The sequence below is a fragment of the Streptomyces sp. NPDC003697 genome (assembly GCF_053587115.1).
The window spans coordinates 1-18,856 of record NZ_JBSFNN010000044.1 but is presented as its reverse complement, the minus strand read 5'-3'; the positions used below and the strand labels follow the sequence as shown (position 1 = coordinate 18,856).

Here is an 18,856-nt window from a genome sequence, read left to right as displayed (position 1 = left end):
GCGCTGCGCGCCTGCCCCGGGGTCGTACGTCAGTCCAGGAGATTCCGCAACCGTGGCTTCCACGAACGACCTCAAGAACGGCATGGTGCTCAAGCTCGAAGGCGGCCAGCTCTGGTCCGTCGTCGAGTTCCAGCACGTCAAGCCCGGCAAGGGCCCGGCCTTCGTGCGCACCAAGCTCAAGAACGTGCTGTCCGGCAAGGTCGTCGACAAGACCTTCAACGCCGGCGTCAAGGTCGAAACGGCCACCGTTGACAAGCGCGACATGCAGTTCTCCTACATGGACGGCGACTACTTCGTCTTCATGGACATGGAGACCTACGACCAGCTGCACGTCGACCGGAAGGCCGTCGGCGACGCCGCCAACTTCCTGATCGAGGGCTTCACCGCCACCGTGGCCCAGCACGAGGGCGAGGTGCTCTTCGTGGAGCTCCCGGCCGCCGTCGAGCTGACCATCGCGGAGACCGAGCCGGGCGTCCAGGGTGACCGTTCCACCGGCGGCACCAAGCCCGCCACGCTGGAGACAGGCCACCAGATCCAGGTCCCGCTCTTCATCACCACCGGCGAGAAGATCAAGGTCGACACCCGCACGAGCGACTACCTCGGCCGGGTGAACAGCTAACCGTGGCTGCCCGCAACACGGCCCGCAAGCGCGCCTTCCAGATCCTCTTCGAGGGCGACCAGCGAGACGCCGACGTCCTGACCGTCCTCGCGGACTGGGTCCGGCACGCCCGGACCGACACCCGTCAGCCGCCGGTGAGCGAGTACACCATGCAGCTCATCGAGGGGTACGCCCAGCACGCGACCCGTATCGACGAGCTGATCGCGCAGTACGCGGTCGGCTGGACGCTGGACCGCATGCCCGTCGTCGACCGCAACCTCCTGCGCCTGGGCGCCTACGAGCTGATCTGGGTCGACGAGACCCCGGACGCCGTCGTCCTGGACGAGATGGTGCAGCTGGCGAAGGAGTTCTCGACGGACGAGTCGCCCTCGTTCGTCAACGGTCTGCTCGGCCGCCTGAAGGACCTCAAGCCCTCCCTGCGGCGCGAAGGGGCCTGAGGACGCCAGGCACGGCACGGGCACGGACCCGGACACCCTCGAGGGCCCGCAGCGTCGCCGCTGCGGGCCCTCGGCGCGCCGCCCGCCCCCCGGGCCCGTCAGCGCCCCGTGAGGGACGCAGAGAGCCGCCGGGGCGGCCGCAACCATCATGGTCCGGCCGCCCCGGCGGCACGTTTCTGCTGAGGCCTGCCCAGTCCCCCGGGACTCAGCTGTCCTCGTGAGCCGCCACGGCGCGGCGGGCGTCGGCGTCGAGCACACCCCAGTTGATCAGCTGCTCGGTGAGCACCGAGGGGGACTGGTCGTAGATGACGGCGAGCGTGCGCAGGTCGTCCTGGCGGATCGAGAGGACCTTGCCGTTGTAGTCACCACGCTGGGACTGGATGGTCGCCGCGTACCGCTGCAGCGGGCCCGCCTTCTCGGCCGGCACCGTGGCCAGCCGCTCCAGGTCCAGGACCAGCTTCGGCGGGGGCTCGGCGGCGCCGCCAGGGGTCGTGCCCGGCAGCAGCTCCTGCACCGGAACACCGTAGAAATCGGCCAGCTCGGCAAGACGCTGCACGGTCACGGCACGGTCTCCGCGCTCGTACGAACCGACCACGACCGCCTTCCAGCGTCCCTGGCTCTTCTCCTCGACACCGTGGAGGGAAAGGCCCTGCTGGGTGCGGATGGCCCGGAGCTTCGCCCCGAGCTGTTTGGCGTATTCGCTGGACATATGGCTCCCCGGACACTGTGTCGGCGCCGTCGGCTCTGTTTCCGTGCCGCGCGGCTGGTAACTCACTGTGAGGTTACGCAGAGTTACTCTGCTGCGTCAAGCCGAATGGGCCGCACCGCCCCTTCCGTACGGCCCGCGGTCGAGGGGGTCAGGGGGTGAACGGAGTCCCCCGCGGGGCCTGCTACCGTGGGTGGCGCAATCCCGACGTCCTTTAAGGTCCGTCCCGTGAGGCGGAGAAGGAGGTCCGTTTCCCATGGACACACAAGCGTCCGATGCCAGGCCCGTCCTCGAGGGGCCGGACATCGCGCGGGTACTGACCCGCATCGCCCACGAGATCGTCGAGCGCGCCAAGGGCGCCGACGACGTGGTGCTCCTCGGCATTCCGACCAGGGGCGTCTTCCTCGCCCAGCGGCTCGCCGCCAAGCTCGAGCAGATCACCGAGCGCAAGGTCCCCTGCGGCTCGCTCGACATCACCATGTACCGCGACGACCTGCGCATGCACCCGCCGCGTGCGCTGGCCCGCACCGAGATCCCCGGTGACGGCATCGACGGCTGCCTGGTCGTCCTCGTCGACGACGTGCTCTTCTCCGGCCGCACCATCCGCGCCGCCCTCGACGCACTGAACGACATCGGGCGTCCCCGCGCCGTGCAGCTGGCGGTCCTCGTCGACCGCGGCCACCGCGAACTGCCCATCCGCGCCGACTACGTCGGCAAGAACCTCCCCACGTCGCTGCGGGAGACGGTCAAGGTCCAGCTGGCCGAGGAGGACGGTCGCGACACCGTCCTGCTCGGTGCCACGCCGGCCGCCCTGGGCGAGCAGTAGCAGCAGCGCTCCGGCGTACGCGCCGCCGTACGCCGCACCGCCGCGCCCTCGCCTGCCCGAATTCTCCTGAATGAACTGCCTTACGGAGCCTGACAGATGCAGCGTCATCTCATCTCGGCCGCCGACCTCACCCGCGACGACGCCGTCCTGATCCTCGACACCGCCGAGGAGATGGCCCGGGTCGCCGACCGGCCGATCAAGAAACTGCCGACCCTGCGCGGCCGCACCGTCGTCAACCTCTTCTTCGAGGACTCCACCCGCACCCGGATCTCCTTCGAGGCCGCGGAGAAGCGGCTGTCCGCGGACGTCATCAACTTCTCCGCCAAGGGCTCCAGCGTGTCCAAGGGCGAGTCCCTGAAGGACACCGCGCAGACCCTGGAGGCCATGGGCGTCGACGCCGTGGTCATCCGGCACGGCGCCTCCGGCGCCCCCTACCGCCTCGCCGGGTCCGGCTGGATCGACGCCGTCGTCATCAACGCCGGCGACGGCACCCACCAGCACCCCACGCAGGCCCTGCTCGACGCCTTCACCATGCGCCGCCGCCTGGTCGGCCGGGACGCGGGCCTGGGCCATGACCTCTCCGGCAGGCGCGTCACCGTCGTGGGTGACGTCCTGCACAGCCGGGTCGCCCGCTCCAACGTCGACCTGCTGCACACCCTGGGCGCCGAGGTCACCCTGGTCGCCCCGCCCACGCTGCTGCCGGTCGGCGTCGAGTCCTGGCCCTGCGAGGTCTCCTACGACCTCGACGCCGCGCTGCCCAAGTCGGACGCCGTGATGATGCTGCGCGTCCAGCGCGAGCGCATGAACGCCGCGTTCTTCCCCACCGAGCGCGAGTACTCCCGCCGCTACGGCCTCGACGCCGACCGCATGGCGCGGATGCCCGAGCACGCCATCGTGATGCACCCCGGCCCGATGGTCCGCGGCATGGAGATCACCGCCGAGGTCGCCGACTCCGGCCGCTGCACCGCCGTCGAACAGGTCGCCAACGGCGTCTCCATCCGCATGGCCGTGCTGTACCTCCTGCTCGGTGGCAAGGAGCCCGCCCTCACCCACTCTCGTACCGAGGAGAAGCAAGAGCGATGAGCAAGACCCTGATCCGTGGTGCGAAGGTGCTCGGCGGCGCGCCGCAGGACGTCCTGATCGACGGCGAGACGATCGCCGAGGTCGGCACCGGGCTGTCCGCCGAGGGCGCCGAGGTCGTCGAGGCCGGCGGCAGGATCCTCCTGCCGGGCCTGGTCGACCTGCACACCCACCTGCGCGAGCCCGGCCGCGAGGACTCCGAGACGGTGCTGACCGGCACCCGCGCGGCCGCCTCCGGCGGCTACACCGCCGTGTTCGCCATGGCCAACACCTTCCCGGTCGCCGACACCGCCGGCGTGGTCGAGCAGGTCTGGCGGCTGGGCAGGGAGCACGGCTACTGCGACGTGCGGCCCGTCGGTGCCGTCACCGTCGGTCTGGAGGGCCGCAAGCTCGCCGAGCTGGGCGCCATGCACGAGTCGGCGGCCGGCGTGACCGTCTTCTCCGACGACGGCAAGTGCGTCGACGACGCGGTGATCATGCGCCGGGCGCTGGAGTACGTGAAGGCCTTCGGGGGTGTCGTCGCCCAGCACGCGCAGGAACCGCGGCTGACGGAGGGCGCCCAGATGAACGAGGGCGTCGTCTCCGCCGAGCTCGGCCTCGGCGGCTGGCCCGCCGTCGCCGAGGAGTCGGTCATCGCCCGGGACGTGCTGCTCGCCGAGCACGTCGGCTCCCGCGTCCACATCTGCCACCTGTCGACCGCCGGGTCCGTCGAGATCGTCCGCTGGGCCAAGTCCCGCGGCATCCAGGTCACCGCCGAGGTCACCCCGCACCACCTGCTCCTCACCGACGAGCTGGTGCGCACCTACGACCCGGTCTACAAGGTCAATCCGCCGCTGCGCACCGCACGCGACGTGCGGGCCCTGCGCGAGGCGCTCGCCGACGGCACGATCGACATCGTCGCCACCGACCACGCCCCGCACCCGCACGAGGACAAGGACTGCGAGTGGGCGGCGGCCGCCATGGGCATGGTCGGCCTGGAGACCGCCCTGTCGGTCGTCCAGGAGACCATGGTCGACACCGGTCTGCTCGACTGGGCCGGCGTCGCGGACCGCATGTCCTTCACGCCCGCGCGCATCGGCCGGGCCCGGGGCCATGGACGGCCCGTCTCGGCAGGTGAGCCCGCAAACCTCACACTGCTCGACCCGGCATACCGTGGGCAGGTGGACCCCGCGGGCTTCGCCTCGCGCAGCCGCAACACCCCCTACGAGGGGCGTGAGCTGCCGGGCCGTGTCACCCATACGTGGCTCCGGGGCAAGGCCACGCTCGTCGACGGGAAGCTCACGTGACATCTGTAACCCTGCTCGCGGCCGCACGGAAGTCGGCCGACGTCACCGACTGGGCCGCCCGGATCGGCTGGCTCGTCGGCCTCGCCCTCTTCGTCGCCCTCGTCTACTGGCTGATGCGCGAGGGCTGGAAGTGGCGCGCGACGCTCCAGGGCGACCTGCCCGACCTGCCGGACGCTCCCGAGGACCCGGGCGAGCCGACACTGACGATGAGCGGGCGCTACCACGGCTCCACCACCGCCGGGCAGTGGCTCGACCGCATCGTCGCGCACGGACTCGGCACCCGCAGCCGGGCCGAGCTGACCCTGACGGACGCGGGCCTGGACGTCGTACGCCCCGGGGCCACGGACTTCTTCGTCCCCGCGGCACGGCTGCGCGGGGCCCGGCTGGACAAGGGCATCGCCGGCAAGGTCCTCACCGAGGGCGGACTGCTCGTCGTGACCTGGGAGCACGGCGGCAGGCTGATCGACTCCGGCTTCCGCTCCTACCGGGCGGCCGAGCACACCCGGTGGGTCCAGGCCCTCACCACCATGACCGAGACGAACACCACGGAAGGCGTCGAACGATGACCACCTCCACCAGGGGAACCGGACAGAAGGTTCCCGCCGTACTCGTCCTGGAGGACGGCCGGGTCTTCCGCGGCCGCGCCTACGGGGCCGTGGGGGAGACGTTCGGCGAGGCCGTGTTCTCCACCGGCATGACCGGCTACCAGGAGACCCTCACCGACCCGTCGTACCACCGTCAGGTGGTCGTGATGACGGCCCCGCACATCGGCAACACCGGCATCAACGACGAGGACCCCGAGTCCCGGCGGATCTGGGTCTCCGGTTACGTCGTGCGCGACCCCGCGCGCGTGCCGTCCTCCTGGCGCTCCCGGCGCACGCTGGACGACGAGCTCACCGCCCAGGGCGTCGTCGGCATCAGCGGCGTCGACACCCGGGCCCTCACCCGCCACCTGCGCGAGCGCGGCGCCATGCGCGTCGGCATCTTCAGCGGCGACGCGGTCCGGGACGATGCCGCGCTGCTCGCGCGCGTGCGGCAGGCCCCCGAGATGGTGGGCGCGGACCTGGCCGCCGAGGTCGCCACCAAGGAGGCCTACGTCGTCCCCGCGCTGGGCGAGAAGAAGTACACCGTCGCCGCGGTGGACCTCGGCATCAAGGGCATGACCCCGCACCGCATGGCCGAGCGCGGCATCGAGGTGCACGTACTGCCCGCCACGGCCACGGTCGAGGACGTGTACGCGGTCGAGCCCGACGGCGTGTTCTTCTCCAACGGGCCGGGCGACCCGGCCACCGCCGACCACCCCGTCTCCGTGATGCGGGGGGTCCTGGAGCGCGGCACCCCGTTGTTCGGGATCTGCTTCGGCAACCAGATCCTCGGCCGCGCGCTGGGCTTCGGCACCTACAAGCTGAAGTACGGCCACCGCGGCATCAACCAGCCGGTGCAGGACCGGGCGACCGGCAAGGTCGAGGTCACCGCGCACAACCACGGATTCGCCGTCGACGCCCCGACCGACAAGGTCTCCGACACCCCCTTCGGCCGCGCCGAGGTCTCCCACGTCTGCCTCAACGACAACGTGGTGGAGGGCCTGAATCTGCTCGACAGGCCCGCCTTCAGCGTCCAGTACCACCCGGAAGCGGCTGCCGGCCCGCACGACGCCGCCTACCTGTTCGACCGCTTTGTTTCCCTGATGGAGGGCCAGCGTGCCTAAGCGCACCGATATCCAGTCCGTCCTGGTCATCGGCTCCGGCCCGATCGTCATCGGCCAGGCCGCGGAGTTCGACTACTCCGGCACCCAGGCGTGTCGCGTCCTGAAGTCCGAGGGCCTGCGCGTCGTCCTCGTCAACTCCAACCCGGCGACGATCATGACCGACCCGGAGATCGCCGACGCGACCTACGTCGAGCCGATCACCCCCGAGTTCGTCGAGAAGATCATCGCCCGGGAGCGCCCCGACGCCCTGCTGCCCACCCTGGGCGGCCAGACCGCGCTCAACACGGCGATCTCGCTCCACGACAACGGCGTCCTGGACAAGTACGGCGTCGAGCTGATCGGCGCCAACGTCCAGGCCATCCACAAGGGCGAGGACCGCGACCAGTTCAAGCTGGTCGTCGAGGAGGTCCGCAAGAAGATCGGGCACGGGGAGTCCGCCCGCTCGGTCATCTGCCACACCATGGACGAGGTGCTCGCCGGCGTCGGGGAACTGGGCGGCTACCCGGTCGTCGTGCGCCCCTCCTTCACGATGGGCGGCGCCGGCTCCGGCTTCGCCCACGACGAGGAGGAGCTGCGCCGCATCGCCGGGACCGGCCTCGCGCTCTCCCCGACCACCGAGGTGCTGCTGGAGGAGTCCATCCTGGGCTGGAAGGAGTACGAGCTGGAGCTGATGCGCGACAAGCAGGACAACGTCGTGGTCGTCTGCTCCATCGAGAACTTCGACCCGATGGGCGTCCACACCGGCGACTCGATCACCGTCGCCCCGGCGATGACGCTCACCGACCGCGAGTACCAGGTCCTGCGCGACATGGGCATCGCCATCATCCGCGAGGTCGGCGTCGACACCGGCGGCTGCAACATCCAGTTCGCGGTGAACCCCGAGGACGGCCGTGTGATCGTCATCGAGATGAACCCGCGCGTCTCGCGCTCCTCGGCCCTCGCCTCGAAGGCGACCGGCTTCCCGATCGCCAAGATCGCGGCCAAGCTCGCCGTCGGCTACACCCTCGACGAGATCCCCAACGACATCACACGGGAGACCCCTGCCTCCTTCGAGCCGACCCTGGACTACGTGGTCGTCAAGGCGCCCCGGTTCGCCTTCGAGAAGTTCCCCAGCGCCGACTCCACGCTGACCACCACGATGAAGTCGGTCGGCGAGGCCATGGCCATCGGCCGCAACTTCACCGAGGCGTTCCAGAAGGCGCTGCGGTCGCTGGAGAAGAAGGGCAGCCAGTTCACCTTCACCGGCGACCCCGGCGACAAGGACGCCCTGCTGCGCGAGGCCGTGCGCCCGACCGACGGCCGGATCAACACGGTCATGGCGGCGATCCGCGCCGGCGCCACCCCGCAGGAGATCTTCGAGTACACGAAGATCGACCCGTGGTTCGTCGACCAGCTCTTCCTGATCAAGGAGATCGCGGACGAGCTCGCCGAAGCGGCCGAACTCACCCCGGAGCTGCTCGCCGAGGCCAAGCGGCACGGCTTCTCCGACCAGCAGATCGGCGAGATCCGCGGCCTGCGCGAGGACGTCGTCCGCGAGGTCCGGCACGCCCTCGGCGTCCGCCCGGTCTACAAGACGGTCGACACCTGCGCCGCCGAGTTCGCCGCCAGGACGCCGTACTTCTACTCCTCCTACGACGAGGAGACCGAGGTCGCCCCGCGCGAGAAGCCCGCGGTCATCATCCTGGGCTCCGGCCCCAACCGCATCGGCCAGGGCATCGAGTTCGACTACTCCTGCGTCCACGCCTCCTTCGCCCTGCACGACGCCGGGTACGAGACCGTGATGGTCAACTGCAACCCGGAGACCGTCTCCACCGACTACGACACCTCCGACCGGCTGTACTTCGAGCCGCTGACGCTGGAGGACGTGCTGGAGATCGTCCACGCCGAGCGCCGGGCCGGCCCGGTCGCCGGTGTCGTGGTCCAGCTCGGCGGCCAGACCCCGCTGGGCCTCGCGCAGGCGCTGAAGGACAACGGCGTGCCGATCGTCGGCACGTCCCCCGAGGCGATCCACGCGGCCGAGGACCGCGGCGCCTTCGGCCGCGTCCTCGCCGAGGCCGGCCTGCCCGCCCCGAAGCACGGCACCGCCACCACCTTCGCCGAGGCCAAGGCCATCGCCGACGAGATCGGCTACCCGGTGCTCGTGCGGCCCTCCTACGTCCTCGGCGGACGCGGCATGGAGATCGTCTACGACGAGACGCGCCTGGAGACGTACATCGCCGAGTCGACCGAGATCAGCCCCTCCCGGCCGGTCCTCGTCGACCGCTTCCTCGACGACGCCATAGAGATCGACGTCGACGCCCTCTACGACGGCGAGGAGCTCTACCTCGGCGGCGTGATGGAGCACATCGAGGAGGCCGGCATCCACTCCGGCGACTCCGCCTGCGCCCTGCCCCCCATCACCCTGGGCGGCTTCGACATCAAGCGCCTGCGGACCTCCACCGAGGCCATCGCCCGCGGCGTCGGCGTGCGCGGCCTGATCAACATCCAGTTCGCCCTGGCCGGCGACATCCTCTACGTCCTGGAGGCCAACCCGCGCGCCTCGCGCACCGTGCCCTTCACCTCCAAGGCCACCGCGGTGCCGCTGGCCAAGGCGGCCGCCCGGATCTCGCTGGGCGCGACCGTCGCCGAACTGCGCGCCGAGGGCCTGCTGCCGAAGAACGGCGACGGCGGCACCATGCCCCTGGACGCGCCGATCTCCGTCAAGGAGGCCGTGATGCCGTGGTCGCGCTTCCGCGACATCCACGGCCGCGGCGTCGACACGGTCCTCGGCCCGGAGATGCGCTCCACCGGCGAGGTCATGGGCATCGACTCCGTCTTCGGCACGGCCTACGCCAAGTCGCAGGCCGGGGCGTACGGCCCGCTGCCGACGAAGGGCCGCGCGTTCATCTCGGTGGCCAACCGGGACAAGCGGTCGATGATCTTCCCGGCGCGCGAGCTGGTCGCCCACGGCTTCGAACTGCTCGCCACCTCCGGCACCGCCGAGGTCCTCAAGCGCAACGGCATCAACGCCACGATCGTGCGCAAGCAGTCCGAGGGCACCGGCCCCAACGGCGAGAAGACCATCGTCCAGCTCATCCACGACGGCGAGGTCGACCTCATCGTCAACACCCCCTACGGCACCGGCGGCCGCCTCGACGGCTACGAGATCCGTACGGCGGCCGTGGCGCGGTCCGTGCCCTGCCTGACGACGGTCCAGGCGCTCGCCGCGGCGGTCCAGGGCATCGACGCCCTCACCCACGGCGACGTGGGCGTCCGTTCCCTCCAGGAACACGCCGGATTCCTGACCGCGGCCCGCGACTAGCAGCCCACAGGAGAGGGGGACACCGGAAACGGTGTCCCCCTCCTCATGAGGCTTCACGAGGACTCACCGACACATGTACAAGCTGTTCTTCCGCCTGGTGTTCCGACGGATGGACCCGGAGGCCGCGCACCACCTGGCCTTCCGCTGGATCCGCCTGGCCGCCCGCATCCCCGTGCTGCGCACCTTCCTCGCGGCCGCCCTGGCCCCCCGCCACCGGGAACTGCGCACGGAGGCGTTCGGGCTGCGCATGCACGGCCCGTTCGGGCTCGCCGCCGGCTTCGACAAGAACGCCGTCGCCATCGACGGCATGGCCATGCTCGGCTTCGACCACGTCGAGATCGGCACGGTCACCGGGGAGCCGCAGCCCGGCAACCCCAGGAAGCGGCTGTTCCGCCTGGTCGCCGACCGGGCGCTGATCAACCGCATGGGCTTCAACAACGACGGCTCGCTGACCGTCGCCGCACGCCTGGCCTCCCGCACGCCGGTCTTCAGGACCGTCGTCGGCGTCAACATCGGCAAGACCAAGGCCGTCCCGGAGACCCAGGCCGTCGGCGACTACGTGAAGTCGGCCGAGCGCCTGGCTCCGTACGCCGACTACCTGGTCGTCAACGTCTCCTCCCCGAACACCCCCGGCCTGCGCGACCTGCAGGCCACCGAGGCGCTGCGGCCGTTGCTGAGCGCGGTGCGCGAGGCCGCCGACCGCGCGGTCCCCGGCCGCCGTGTGCCGCTGCTGGTGAAGATCGCGCCGGACCTCGCCGACGAGGACGTCGACGCGGTCGCCGACCTGGCCGTCGAGCTCGACCTCGACGGGATCATCGCCACGAACACCACCATCGCCCGCGAGGGACTCGGCCTGAGGTCGGAATCCGCCCTGGTCAAGGAGACCGGCGGCCTGTCGGGCGCCCCGCTCAAGGCACGGTCCCTGCAGGTGCTGCGCCGACTGTACGCGCGCGTGGGCGACCGCATCACCCTGGTGGGCGTGGGCGGCATCGAGAACGCCGAGGACGTCTGGCAGCGCATCCTGGCCGGCGCGACGCTGGTCCAGGGCTACAGCGCCTTCGTCTACGAGGGGCCCTGCTGGGCCCGCGCCCTGCACAAGGGGCTGGCCGCGCGTCTGCGCACCAGCCCGTACGCCACGCTCGCCGACGCGGTCGGCGCCGACGTCAGGAAGGCGGACCGGACCGCATGAATCCCCTGGAGCCCTTCGGCGCCCGTCTGCGCCGCGCCATGGACGAGCGCGGCCCGCTGTGCGTCGGCATCGACCCGCACGCGTCCCTGCTCACCGAGTGGGGCCTGAACGACGACGTCGCCGGTCTGGAGCGGTTCAGCCGCACGGTGGTGGAGGCCACCGCCGACCGGGTCGCGGTGCTCAAGCCGCAGAGCGCCTTCTTCGAGCGCTTCGGCTCCCGGGGCCTGGCCGTGCTGGAGAAGTCGGTCCAGGAGGCGAGGGCGGCCGGTGCCCTGGTCGTCATGGACGCCAAGCGCGGCGACATCGGCTCGACCATGGCCGCCTACGCCGAGGCCTTCCTGCACCCGGACGCGCCGCTGTTCTCGGACGCCCTGACCGTCTCGCCCTACCTCGGCTACGGGTCCCTGAGGCCCGCGGTCGAACTGGCGCGGTCGAGCGGTGCCGGGCTGTTCGTGCTGGCGCTGACCTCGAACCCGGAGGGCGGTGAGGTGCAGCACGCCGTCCGGCCCGACGGCCGCACCGTCGGCGCCACCGTGCTCGCGCACCTGGCCGAGGAGAACGCGGGCCGGGCACCGCTGGGCTCCTTCGGCGCGGTCGTGGGCGCCACGCTCGGCGACCTGTCCTCCTACGGCCTCGACATCAACGGGCCGCTCCTCGCACCCGGGATCGGGGCCCAGGGGGCGACACCCGCCGACCTGCCGCGCGTCTTCGGCGCCGCGGTGCGCAACGTGGTGCCCAACGTCAGCCGGGGTGTCCTGCGCCACGGTCCCGACGCCGTCGCGCTGCGTGACGCCGCGGAACGCTTCGCGGAGGAGGTCCGGGCGGCGGTCGCCGGCGGCTGAAGCCTCCGGCGGCCCGCGGCGCCGGTCCGGGGACCTGCCAGGTCTGGATACATCTCCAAATCCAGGGCAGTATGACCTAAATGTCCGTCCTCACGGAGGCTGACCAGGACTTTTCCGCCGTTCTCGCTGACTCTGGCGGAGTTGACCGCTAGTCTCCGTCGAGAGAACGGGCAAGCGTGTTGCTCGTCTCTCCCCAGGTGTGGGGCGACTAGGTTCCTCACCGGTCCGTATCCGACAGTTCGACATCCGAGGTGACGTAGGCGTGGCTCTTCCGCCCCTTACCCCTGAACAGCGCGCAGCCGCGCTCGAAAAGGCCGCCGCGGCTCGCCGGGAGCGGGCCGAGGTCAAGAATCGACTCAAGCACTCCGGCGCCTCCCTGCACGAGGTCATCAAGCAGGGACAGGAGAACGACGTCATCGGCAAGATGAAGGTCTCCGCCCTGCTCGAGTCCCTGCCGGGCGTGGGCAAGGTCCGCGCCAAGCAGATCATGGAGCGTCTCGGCATCTCAGAGAGCCGCCGTGTGCGGGGCCTCGGCTCCAACCAGATCGCCTCCCTGGAGCGCGAGTTCGGCAGCACCGGCTCCTGAGTCCCGGGAACCCCGGGATTGCTGGAATAATCGCTGCATGAGTGAACGTCCGCGGCTGACCGTGCTCTCCGGCCCCTCGGGGGTCGGCAAGAGCACGGTCGTCGCCCATATGCGCAAGGAACACCCCGAGGTCTGGCTCTCGGTGTCGGCGACGACCCGCAAGCCCCGCCCCGGCGAACAGCACGGGGTCCACTACTTCTTCGTCACCGACGACGAGATGGACAAGCTGATCGCCAACGGTGAGCTGCTGGAGTGGGCCGAGTTCGCCGGCAACCGCTACGGCACCCCGCGCGCCGCCGTCCTGGAACACCTGGAGGCCGGCGTGCCGGTCCTCCTGGAGATCGATCTCCAGGGCGCCCGGCAGGTCCGGGAGTCGATGCCCGAGGCCCACCTGGTGTTCCTGGCTCCGCCGTCCTGGGAGGAGCTGGTGCGCAGGCTCACCGGACGGGGCACCGAATCGCCGGCGGTGATCGAGCGCCGGCTGGAGGCGGCCAGGGTCGAGCTGGCGGCCGAACCCGAGTTCGACGAGACCCTGGTCAACACCTCCGTCGAGGACGTGGCGCGCGAGCTGCTAGCCTTGATGGACGTGGTGTGATCGTGACGGTCACACTGACTGATTCTTTCCCATCCATCGGAAGGTAGAGCGTGTCCTCTTCCATCTCCGCGCCCGAGGGCATCATCAACCCGCCGATCGACGAGCTCCTCGAGGCCACGGACTCGAAGTACAGCCTCGTGATCTACGCGGCCAAGCGGGCCCGCCAGATCAACGCGTACTACTCGCAGCTCGGCGAGGGTCTGCTGGAATACGTCGGTCCGCTCGTGGACACCCACGTCCACGAGAAGCCGCTCTCCATCGCCCTGCGCGAGATCAACGCGGGTCTGCTGACCTCCGAGGCCGTCGAGGGCCCGGGGCAGTAACGCGACGTAGCAGCAATACTGCGTATCTGCGTATCAGCGGATCGCGGCAGGTTTTTCCACAGGCCCGACGGCGCGATCGTCGGGCCTGTGGTGTGTCATGGTCCCGTGCGCCCGTCCCGGGCGCGGGGCAGCCGAGTGGCGGGAGAGACGGTGGACAAGCCGAGGGTCGTTCTGGGCGTGAGCGGAGGCATCGCCGCCTACAAGGCCTGTGAGCTGCTGCGCAGGTTCACGGAGTCGGGACACGACGTCCGCGTCGTCCCCACGGCCTCCGCGCTGCACTTCGTGGGTGCCGCGACCTGGTCGGCCCTGTCGGGTCACCCCGTCACGACCGAGGTCTGGGACGACGTCCACCAGGTGCCGCACGTCCGCATCGGCCAGCACGCCGACCTGGTGGTGGTGGCCCCGGCCACGACGGACCTGCTCGCCAAGGCCGCCCACGGTCTGGCGGACGACCTCCTCACCAACACCCTGCTCACCGCCCGCTGCCCGGTCGTCTTCGCGCCGGCCATGCACACGGAGATGTGGGAGCACCCGGCCACCCGGGAGAACGTGGCGACGCTGCGCCGCCGCGGCGCCGTCGTCATCGAACCGGCGGTCGGCCGGCTCACCGGCGTCGACACCGGCAAGGGCCGGCTGCCCGACCCCGCCGAGATCTTCGAGGTCTGCCGCCGGGTGCTGGCCCGCGGCGTCACCGAGCCGGACCTCGGCGGCCGGCACGTCGTGGTCAGCGCCGGGGGCACCCGTGAGGCGCTGGACCCCGTCCGCTTCCTCGGCAACCGCTCGTCGGGCAAGCAGGGCTACGCCCTCGCGCGTACGGCGGCCGCGCGCGGCGCCCGTGTCACGCTGATCGCCGCGAACACCGGCCTGCCGGACCCCGCCGGCGTCGACGTCGTGCCTGTCGGTACCGCCCTGCAGCTGCGCGAGGCGGTGCTGAAGGCGGCCGCGGACGCCGACGCGGTGGTCATGGCGGCGGCCGTCGCGGACTTCCGTCCCGCGGTCTACGCGGGGCGGAAGATCAAGAAGAAGGACGACCGGGAGCCGGAGCCCATCGCCCTGGTGCGCAATCCGGACGTTCTCGCGGAGATATCGGCCGACCGGGCGAGGCCCGGACAGGTGATCGTGGGCTTCGCCGCCGAGACCGACGACGTCCTCGCCAACGGCCGTACGAAGCTCGCGCGCAAGGGCTGCGACCTCCTCGTCGTCAACGAGGTGGGCGAGCGCAAGACCTTCGGCGAGGAGGAGAACGAGGCCGTGGTGCTCGGCGCCGACGGCAGCGAAACCCTTGTGCCGCACGGTCCGAAGGAGGCGCTGGCCGACATCGTCTGGGACCTCGTGGCCACCCGCCTGCCCTGATCGGGCCCGGGCCGAGCGGGGTGCGCCGGAGGTCCGGTCCGGCGCGCGGCCGCTCTGGTCAGGGCCGCTCGGCTTGGGCAGAATGCCCGTGCCGCAGGTCACAGAGCTCCCGAGAGGCGAGACAGGTGGGCCGGTGGTCGAGTCCGCCCGATAAACTGTCCCCCGGACGCCGCCGGGCGCAGCCCCGTGCCCGTCCACAATGATCAGCCAGCAGCCGCTGCAACCCCAGGGAGCGTTGTGTCCCGTCGCCTGTTCACCTCGGAGTCCGTCACCGAGGGCCACCCCGACAAGATCGCTGACCAGATCAGTGACACCATCCTCGACGCGCTTCTGCGTGAGGACCCGACCTCCCGGGTCGCCGTGGAGACCCTCATCACCACCGGCCTGGTGCACGTGGCCGGCGAGGTCACCACCAAGGCCTACGCGGACATCGCGACCCTGGTCCGCAACACGATCCTCGGGATCGGCTACGACTCCTCGAAGAAGGGCTTCGACGGCGCCTCCTGCGGCGTGTCGGTGTCGATCGGCGCGCAGTCCCCGGACATCGCGCAGGGCGTCGACACGGCCTACGAGACCCGGGTCGAGGGCGATGACGACGAGCTGGACCGCCAGGGCGCCGGTGACCAGGGTTTGATGTTCGGCTACGCCTCGGACGAGACGCCGACGCTGATGCCGCTGCCGGTCTTCCTGGCCCACCGCCTGTCCAAGCGCCTGTCGGACGTGCGCAAGAACGGCACGATCCCCTACCTGCGCCCGGACGGCAAGACGCAGGTCACCATCGAGTACGACGGCGACAAGGCGGTCCGCCTGGACACCGTCGTCGTCTCCTCCCAGCACGCCTCCGACATCGACCTCGAGTCGCTGCTGACGCCCGACATCCGCGAGTTCGTCGTGGAGCCCGAGCTCAAGGCGCTGCTGGAGGACGGCATCAAGCTCGACACCGAGGGCTACCGGCTCCTGGTCAACCCCACCGGCCGCTTCGAGATCGGCGGCCCGATGGGCGACGCCGGCCTGACCGGCCGCAAGATCATCATCGACACCTACGGTGGCATGGCCCGCCACGGCGGCGGCGCCTTCTCCGGCAAGGACCCGTCCAAGGTGGACCGCTCGGCGGCGTACGCGATGCGCTGGGTCGCGAAGAACGTCGTGGCGGCGGGTCTGGCCTCCCGCTGCGAGGTCCAGGTCGCCTACGCGATCGGCAAGGCGGAGCCCGTCGGCCTGTTCGTGGAGACCTTCGGCACCCACAAGATCGAACCCGAGAAGATCGAGAAGGCGATCGAGGAGGTCTTCGACCTCCGCCCGGCCGCGATCATCCGCGACCTCGACCTGCTGCGCCCGATCTACGCCCAGACCGCCGCCTACGGCCACTTCGGCCGTGAGCTGCCCGACTTCACGTGGGAGCGCACGGACCGCGTGGACGCCCTGCGCGAGGCGGCGGGGCTGTAGGGCCTCCGAAGCAGGTGGTGCTCCGAGGCCCGGTTCCCCAGGCGGGGGAACCGGGCCTCCGGCGTGCCGGCACCGGGGCACCCGAGCAGTGTGCGGCGGGGCACCACGCGACGCGGGGTGGGCGAGCCCGTGACCTCCGGCCCGTGTCTTCCGGCCCGCGGTCCTTCGGGCCTCCCGCCCGCAGCCCGGCCGCGAGGGGGCTCGGGCGCCGCCGGTTGTCCGTGCCGTTTGGTAAGAATGCAAGCGTGAGCAGCGAGAACGAGCGGGGGGACAGCGGGGCCGAGGGCGCGCCGCCGGAGCAGCTCGCGCTCATCCGGGACAGCGTCCGCAAGGCGAAGGCCCCGCGGGCCAGGCCGCGGACCTGGCGCGGGGCCGCGCTCGCCGAGGAACTGCCCGTCGCACGGGTACTCGTCGACAAGGGCGTGCTGCACCTCGACCGGTACTTCGACTACGCCGTGCCGGCGGAGCTGGACGCCGACGCCCAGCCGGGAGTCCGGGTGCGCGTGCGGTTCGGCGCCGGGCGCCACCGGGTGCGCGAGGGCCGCCGCGAGGGCGGCGGACTCATCGACGGATTCCTCGTGGAGCGGCGTGCCGACAGCGACTACTCCGGGCCGCTCGCCGCGCTCGCCCAGGTCGTGTCCCCGGAACCGGTGCTGAGCCCGGAGCTGCTGGGGCTCGCCCGGGCGGTCGCCGACCGGTACGCGGGCAGCGTCGCCGACGTACTGCAGCTCGCCGTGCCGCCGCGCAGCGCGCGGGCCGAGCAGCGGCCGTCAACCGCGCCGCTGCCGCCCCCGCCGGCGCCCGGCGCGGGCTCCTGGACGCGGTACGAGCGAGGAGCCGGCTTTCTGCAGGCACTGGCCGCCGGCGGCTCACCGCGGGCCGTGTGGAACGCGTTGCCGGGTCCCGGGTGGAGCGAGGAGCTGGCCCGCGCCGTCGCGGCCACGCTCGCCTCGGGACGCGGCGCGCTCGTCGTCGTACCGGACGGACGGGCCGCCGGCCGGGTCGACGCCGCGCTGACCGCCCTCCTGGGCGAGGGACGGCACACTCTGCTCACCGCCGACGCGGGGCCGGAGAAGCGGTACCGGCAGTGGCTCGCGGTGCGCCGCGGCTCCGTGCGGGCCGTCGTGGGGACGCGGGCCGCGATGTTCGCACCGGTGGGGAACCTGGGGCTCGTCGCCGTCTGGGACGACGGGGACGACAGTCACAGCGAGCCGCACGCGCCGCAGCCGCACACCCGGGAGGTGCTGATGCTGCGCGCCGCGCAGGACGGCTGCGCCTTCCTGCTGGGCAGCCGGTCCTGCACCGTGGAGGCAGCGCAGCTCGTCGAGAGGGGCTGGGCGCGCCCCCTGACCGCGGCGCGGGAGCAGGTCCGGCGTGTGGCGCCGCTGGTGCGCACCGTGGGGGACGGGGACCTGGCGCGCGACGAGGCCGCGCGCGCCGCGCGGCTGCCTTCGGCGGCCTGGTCGGTGGCCAGGGAGGGCCTGCGGCACGGACCCGTGCTCGTGCAGGTGCCCCGGCGGGGGTACGTACCGCGGATGGCGTGCGCGCAGTGCCGGGCGCCCGCGCGCTGCCGGCACTGCGCGGGACCCCTGCAGGCGCAGGACGCCGGGGCGCCGCGGTGCGAGTGGTGCGGGCGTGAGGAGGCCGCCTGGCACTGCCCGGAGTGCGGCGCGTTCCGGCTGCGGGCGCAGGTCGTCGGAGCCCGGCGGACCGCCGAGGAACTGGGCCGCGCCTTCCCCGCGGTCCCGGTGCGCACGTCGGGGCGCGAGCACGTCCTGGACACGGTGCCCGCGGCTCCCGCGCTGGTGGTCAGCACACCCGGCGCCGAACCGGTCGCCGAGGGCGGATACGCGGCGGCCTTGCTGCTGGACGGCTGGGCCATGCTGGGCCGGCCGGATCTTCGGGCGGGTGAGGAGGCGCTGCGCCGGTGGATCGGCGCCGCGGCGCTGGTCCGGCCGCAGGAGGCGGGCGGGACCGTGGTCGTCGTGGCCGAGCCGACGCTGCGGCCCGTGCAGGCACTGGTGCGGTGGGACCCCGTCGGCCATGCGGTCCGGGAACTCGCGGAGCGGGCGGAACTGGGCTTTCCGCCGGTGTCGCGGATGGCCGCCGTGTCCGGTCCGCCGGAGGCCGTCGCCGAGTTCCTCCGCGCCGTCGAGCTGCCTGGCGAGGCGCAGGTGCTGGGGCCCGTCCCCCTCCCGGTCACCCCGGCGGGACGGCCGCGCCGGACGGGGGCGCCGCCGCCCGGCGAGCAATGGGAACGCGCCCTGATCCGGGTGCCGCCGGGCAGCGGGGCGGTGCTGGCCTCCGCGCTGAAGGCCGCGCAGGCGGCGCGGACGGCGCGGGGGAGCGGCGAGGCGGTCTGGGTACGGATCGACCCGCCGGACATCGGCTGAGCGGTGCGCGCCGGTGCGCGCAGGGCGGCGCCGAAGCCGCACCGCGGCATGCCCGACGAGGGGAACCCGGGCGGGCCTGCCCACGGTGCGGGAGGCGCGGGGCGGCGCCGTGTGGCCGGCGTCGGCGCGCCACCGCCCTCCCGGGATGCGCCCCGGGAGGGCGGTG

General features: G+C 72.0%; 17 protein-coding genes. 16 read left to right on the top strand and 1 reads right to left on the bottom strand.

Going from position 1 to position 18,856, the window contains the following annotated elements:
* Window positions 1-52 precede the first annotated feature (52 nt).
* Together efp and nusB are read left to right on the top strand one after the other, a co-directional pair.
* Window positions 53-619 (top strand): elongation factor P, encoded by a 567-nt coding sequence (gene efp / locus ACWDNY_RS18770; protein ID WP_451646875.1) that lies wholly within the window; start codon window positions 53-55, stop codon window positions 617-619.
* 2 nt (window positions 620-621) lie between these two features.
* On the top strand, window positions 622-1,056 hold the full coding sequence (gene nusB / locus ACWDNY_RS18765; RefSeq protein ID WP_451646874.1) for a transcription antitermination factor NusB: 435 nt from the start codon (window positions 622-624) through the stop codon (window positions 1,054-1,056).
* Between the two features lie 205 nt (window positions 1,057-1,261).
* On the opposite strand, the gene bldD is transcribed toward nusB, so the two are convergent.
* Window positions 1,262-1,765 (bottom strand): transcriptional regulator BldD, encoded by a 504-nt coding sequence (gene bldD, locus ACWDNY_RS18760; protein ID WP_451646873.1) that lies wholly within the window; start codon window positions 1,763-1,765, stop codon window positions 1,262-1,264.
* A gap of 253 nt (window positions 1,766-2,018) precedes the next feature.
* Between bldD and pyrR the strand changes: the two genes are divergently transcribed.
* The 14 genes from pyrR to ACWDNY_RS18690 all read left to right on the top strand — a co-directional run bounded on the left by pyrR (window position 2,019) and on the right by ACWDNY_RS18690 (window position 18,690).
* The gene (gene pyrR, locus ACWDNY_RS18755) at window positions 2,019-2,588 is read left to right on the top strand and encodes a bifunctional pyr operon transcriptional regulator/uracil phosphoribosyltransferase PyrR (RefSeq protein ID WP_451646872.1); all 570 of its coding nucleotides are present in this window, start codon (window positions 2,019-2,021) and stop codon (window positions 2,586-2,588) included.
* A gap of 96 nt (window positions 2,589-2,684) precedes the next feature.
* On the top strand, window positions 2,685-3,671 hold the full coding sequence (locus ACWDNY_RS18750) for an aspartate carbamoyltransferase catalytic subunit (RefSeq protein ID WP_451646871.1): 987 nt from the start codon (window positions 2,685-2,687) through the stop codon (window positions 3,669-3,671).
* A complete protein-coding gene (locus ACWDNY_RS18745; RefSeq protein WP_451646870.1) occupies window positions 3,668-4,954 on the top strand; it encodes a dihydroorotase in 1,287 nt (428 codons plus the stop codon). Before ACWDNY_RS18750 ends, ACWDNY_RS18745 begins: the two co-directional genes overlap by 4 nt.
* Window positions 4,951-5,520, top strand: a complete 570-nt coding sequence (locus tag ACWDNY_RS18740; RefSeq protein WP_451646869.1) for a PH-like domain-containing protein — start codon at window positions 4,951-4,953, stop codon at window positions 5,518-5,520. Before ACWDNY_RS18745 ends, ACWDNY_RS18740 begins: the two co-directional genes overlap by 4 nt.
* The gene (gene carA, locus ACWDNY_RS18735; RefSeq protein WP_451646868.1) at window positions 5,517-6,662 is read left to right on the top strand and encodes a glutamine-hydrolyzing carbamoyl-phosphate synthase small subunit; all 1,146 of its coding nucleotides are present in this window, start codon (window positions 5,517-5,519) and stop codon (window positions 6,660-6,662) included. Before ACWDNY_RS18740 ends, carA begins: the two co-directional genes overlap by 4 nt.
* A complete protein-coding gene (carB, locus tag ACWDNY_RS18730; RefSeq protein WP_451646867.1) occupies window positions 6,655-9,963 on the top strand; it encodes a carbamoyl-phosphate synthase large subunit in 3,309 nt (1,102 codons plus the stop codon). The genes carA and carB overlap by 8 nt, the downstream gene beginning before the upstream one ends.
* Window positions 9,964-10,036: 73 nt before the next feature.
* Window positions 10,037-11,152, top strand: coding sequence for a quinone-dependent dihydroorotate dehydrogenase (locus ACWDNY_RS18725; protein ID WP_451646866.1), 1,116 nt, complete (start codon window positions 10,037-10,039; stop codon window positions 11,150-11,152).
* Window positions 11,149-11,994, top strand: coding sequence for an orotidine-5'-phosphate decarboxylase (gene pyrF / locus ACWDNY_RS18720; protein WP_451646865.1), 846 nt, complete (start codon window positions 11,149-11,151; stop codon window positions 11,992-11,994). Before ACWDNY_RS18725 ends, pyrF begins: the two co-directional genes overlap by 4 nt.
* A gap of 262 nt (window positions 11,995-12,256) precedes the next feature.
* Complete coding sequence (locus tag ACWDNY_RS18715) at window positions 12,257-12,580, top strand: integration host factor (protein ID WP_003977346.1); 324 nt, start codon at window positions 12,257-12,259, stop codon at window positions 12,578-12,580.
* A 37-nt stretch (window positions 12,581-12,617) separates the two neighbouring features.
* Window positions 12,618-13,175: a guanylate kinase gene (gmk, locus tag ACWDNY_RS18710; protein ID WP_451646864.1), complete on the top strand. Its 558-nt coding sequence runs from the start codon at window positions 12,618-12,620 to the stop codon at window positions 13,173-13,175.
* A gap of 50 nt (window positions 13,176-13,225) precedes the next feature.
* Window positions 13,226-13,498 (top strand): DNA-directed RNA polymerase subunit omega, encoded by a 273-nt coding sequence (rpoZ, locus tag ACWDNY_RS18705; RefSeq protein ID WP_004933985.1) that lies wholly within the window; start codon window positions 13,226-13,228, stop codon window positions 13,496-13,498.
* Between the two features lie 150 nt (window positions 13,499-13,648).
* The gene (coaBC, locus tag ACWDNY_RS18700; protein ID WP_451646863.1) at window positions 13,649-14,851 is read left to right on the top strand and encodes a bifunctional phosphopantothenoylcysteine decarboxylase/phosphopantothenate--cysteine ligase CoaBC; all 1,203 of its coding nucleotides are present in this window, start codon (window positions 13,649-13,651) and stop codon (window positions 14,849-14,851) included.
* A 237-nt stretch (window positions 14,852-15,088) separates the two neighbouring features.
* The gene (gene metK, locus ACWDNY_RS18695) at window positions 15,089-16,297 is read left to right on the top strand and encodes a methionine adenosyltransferase (protein WP_451646862.1); all 1,209 of its coding nucleotides are present in this window, start codon (window positions 15,089-15,091) and stop codon (window positions 16,295-16,297) included.
* A gap of 245 nt (window positions 16,298-16,542) precedes the next feature.
* Window positions 16,543-18,690, top strand: a complete 2,148-nt coding sequence (locus ACWDNY_RS18690) for a primosomal protein N' (protein ID WP_451646861.1) — start codon at window positions 16,543-16,545, stop codon at window positions 18,688-18,690.
* Window positions 18,691-18,856 lie beyond the last annotated feature (166 nt).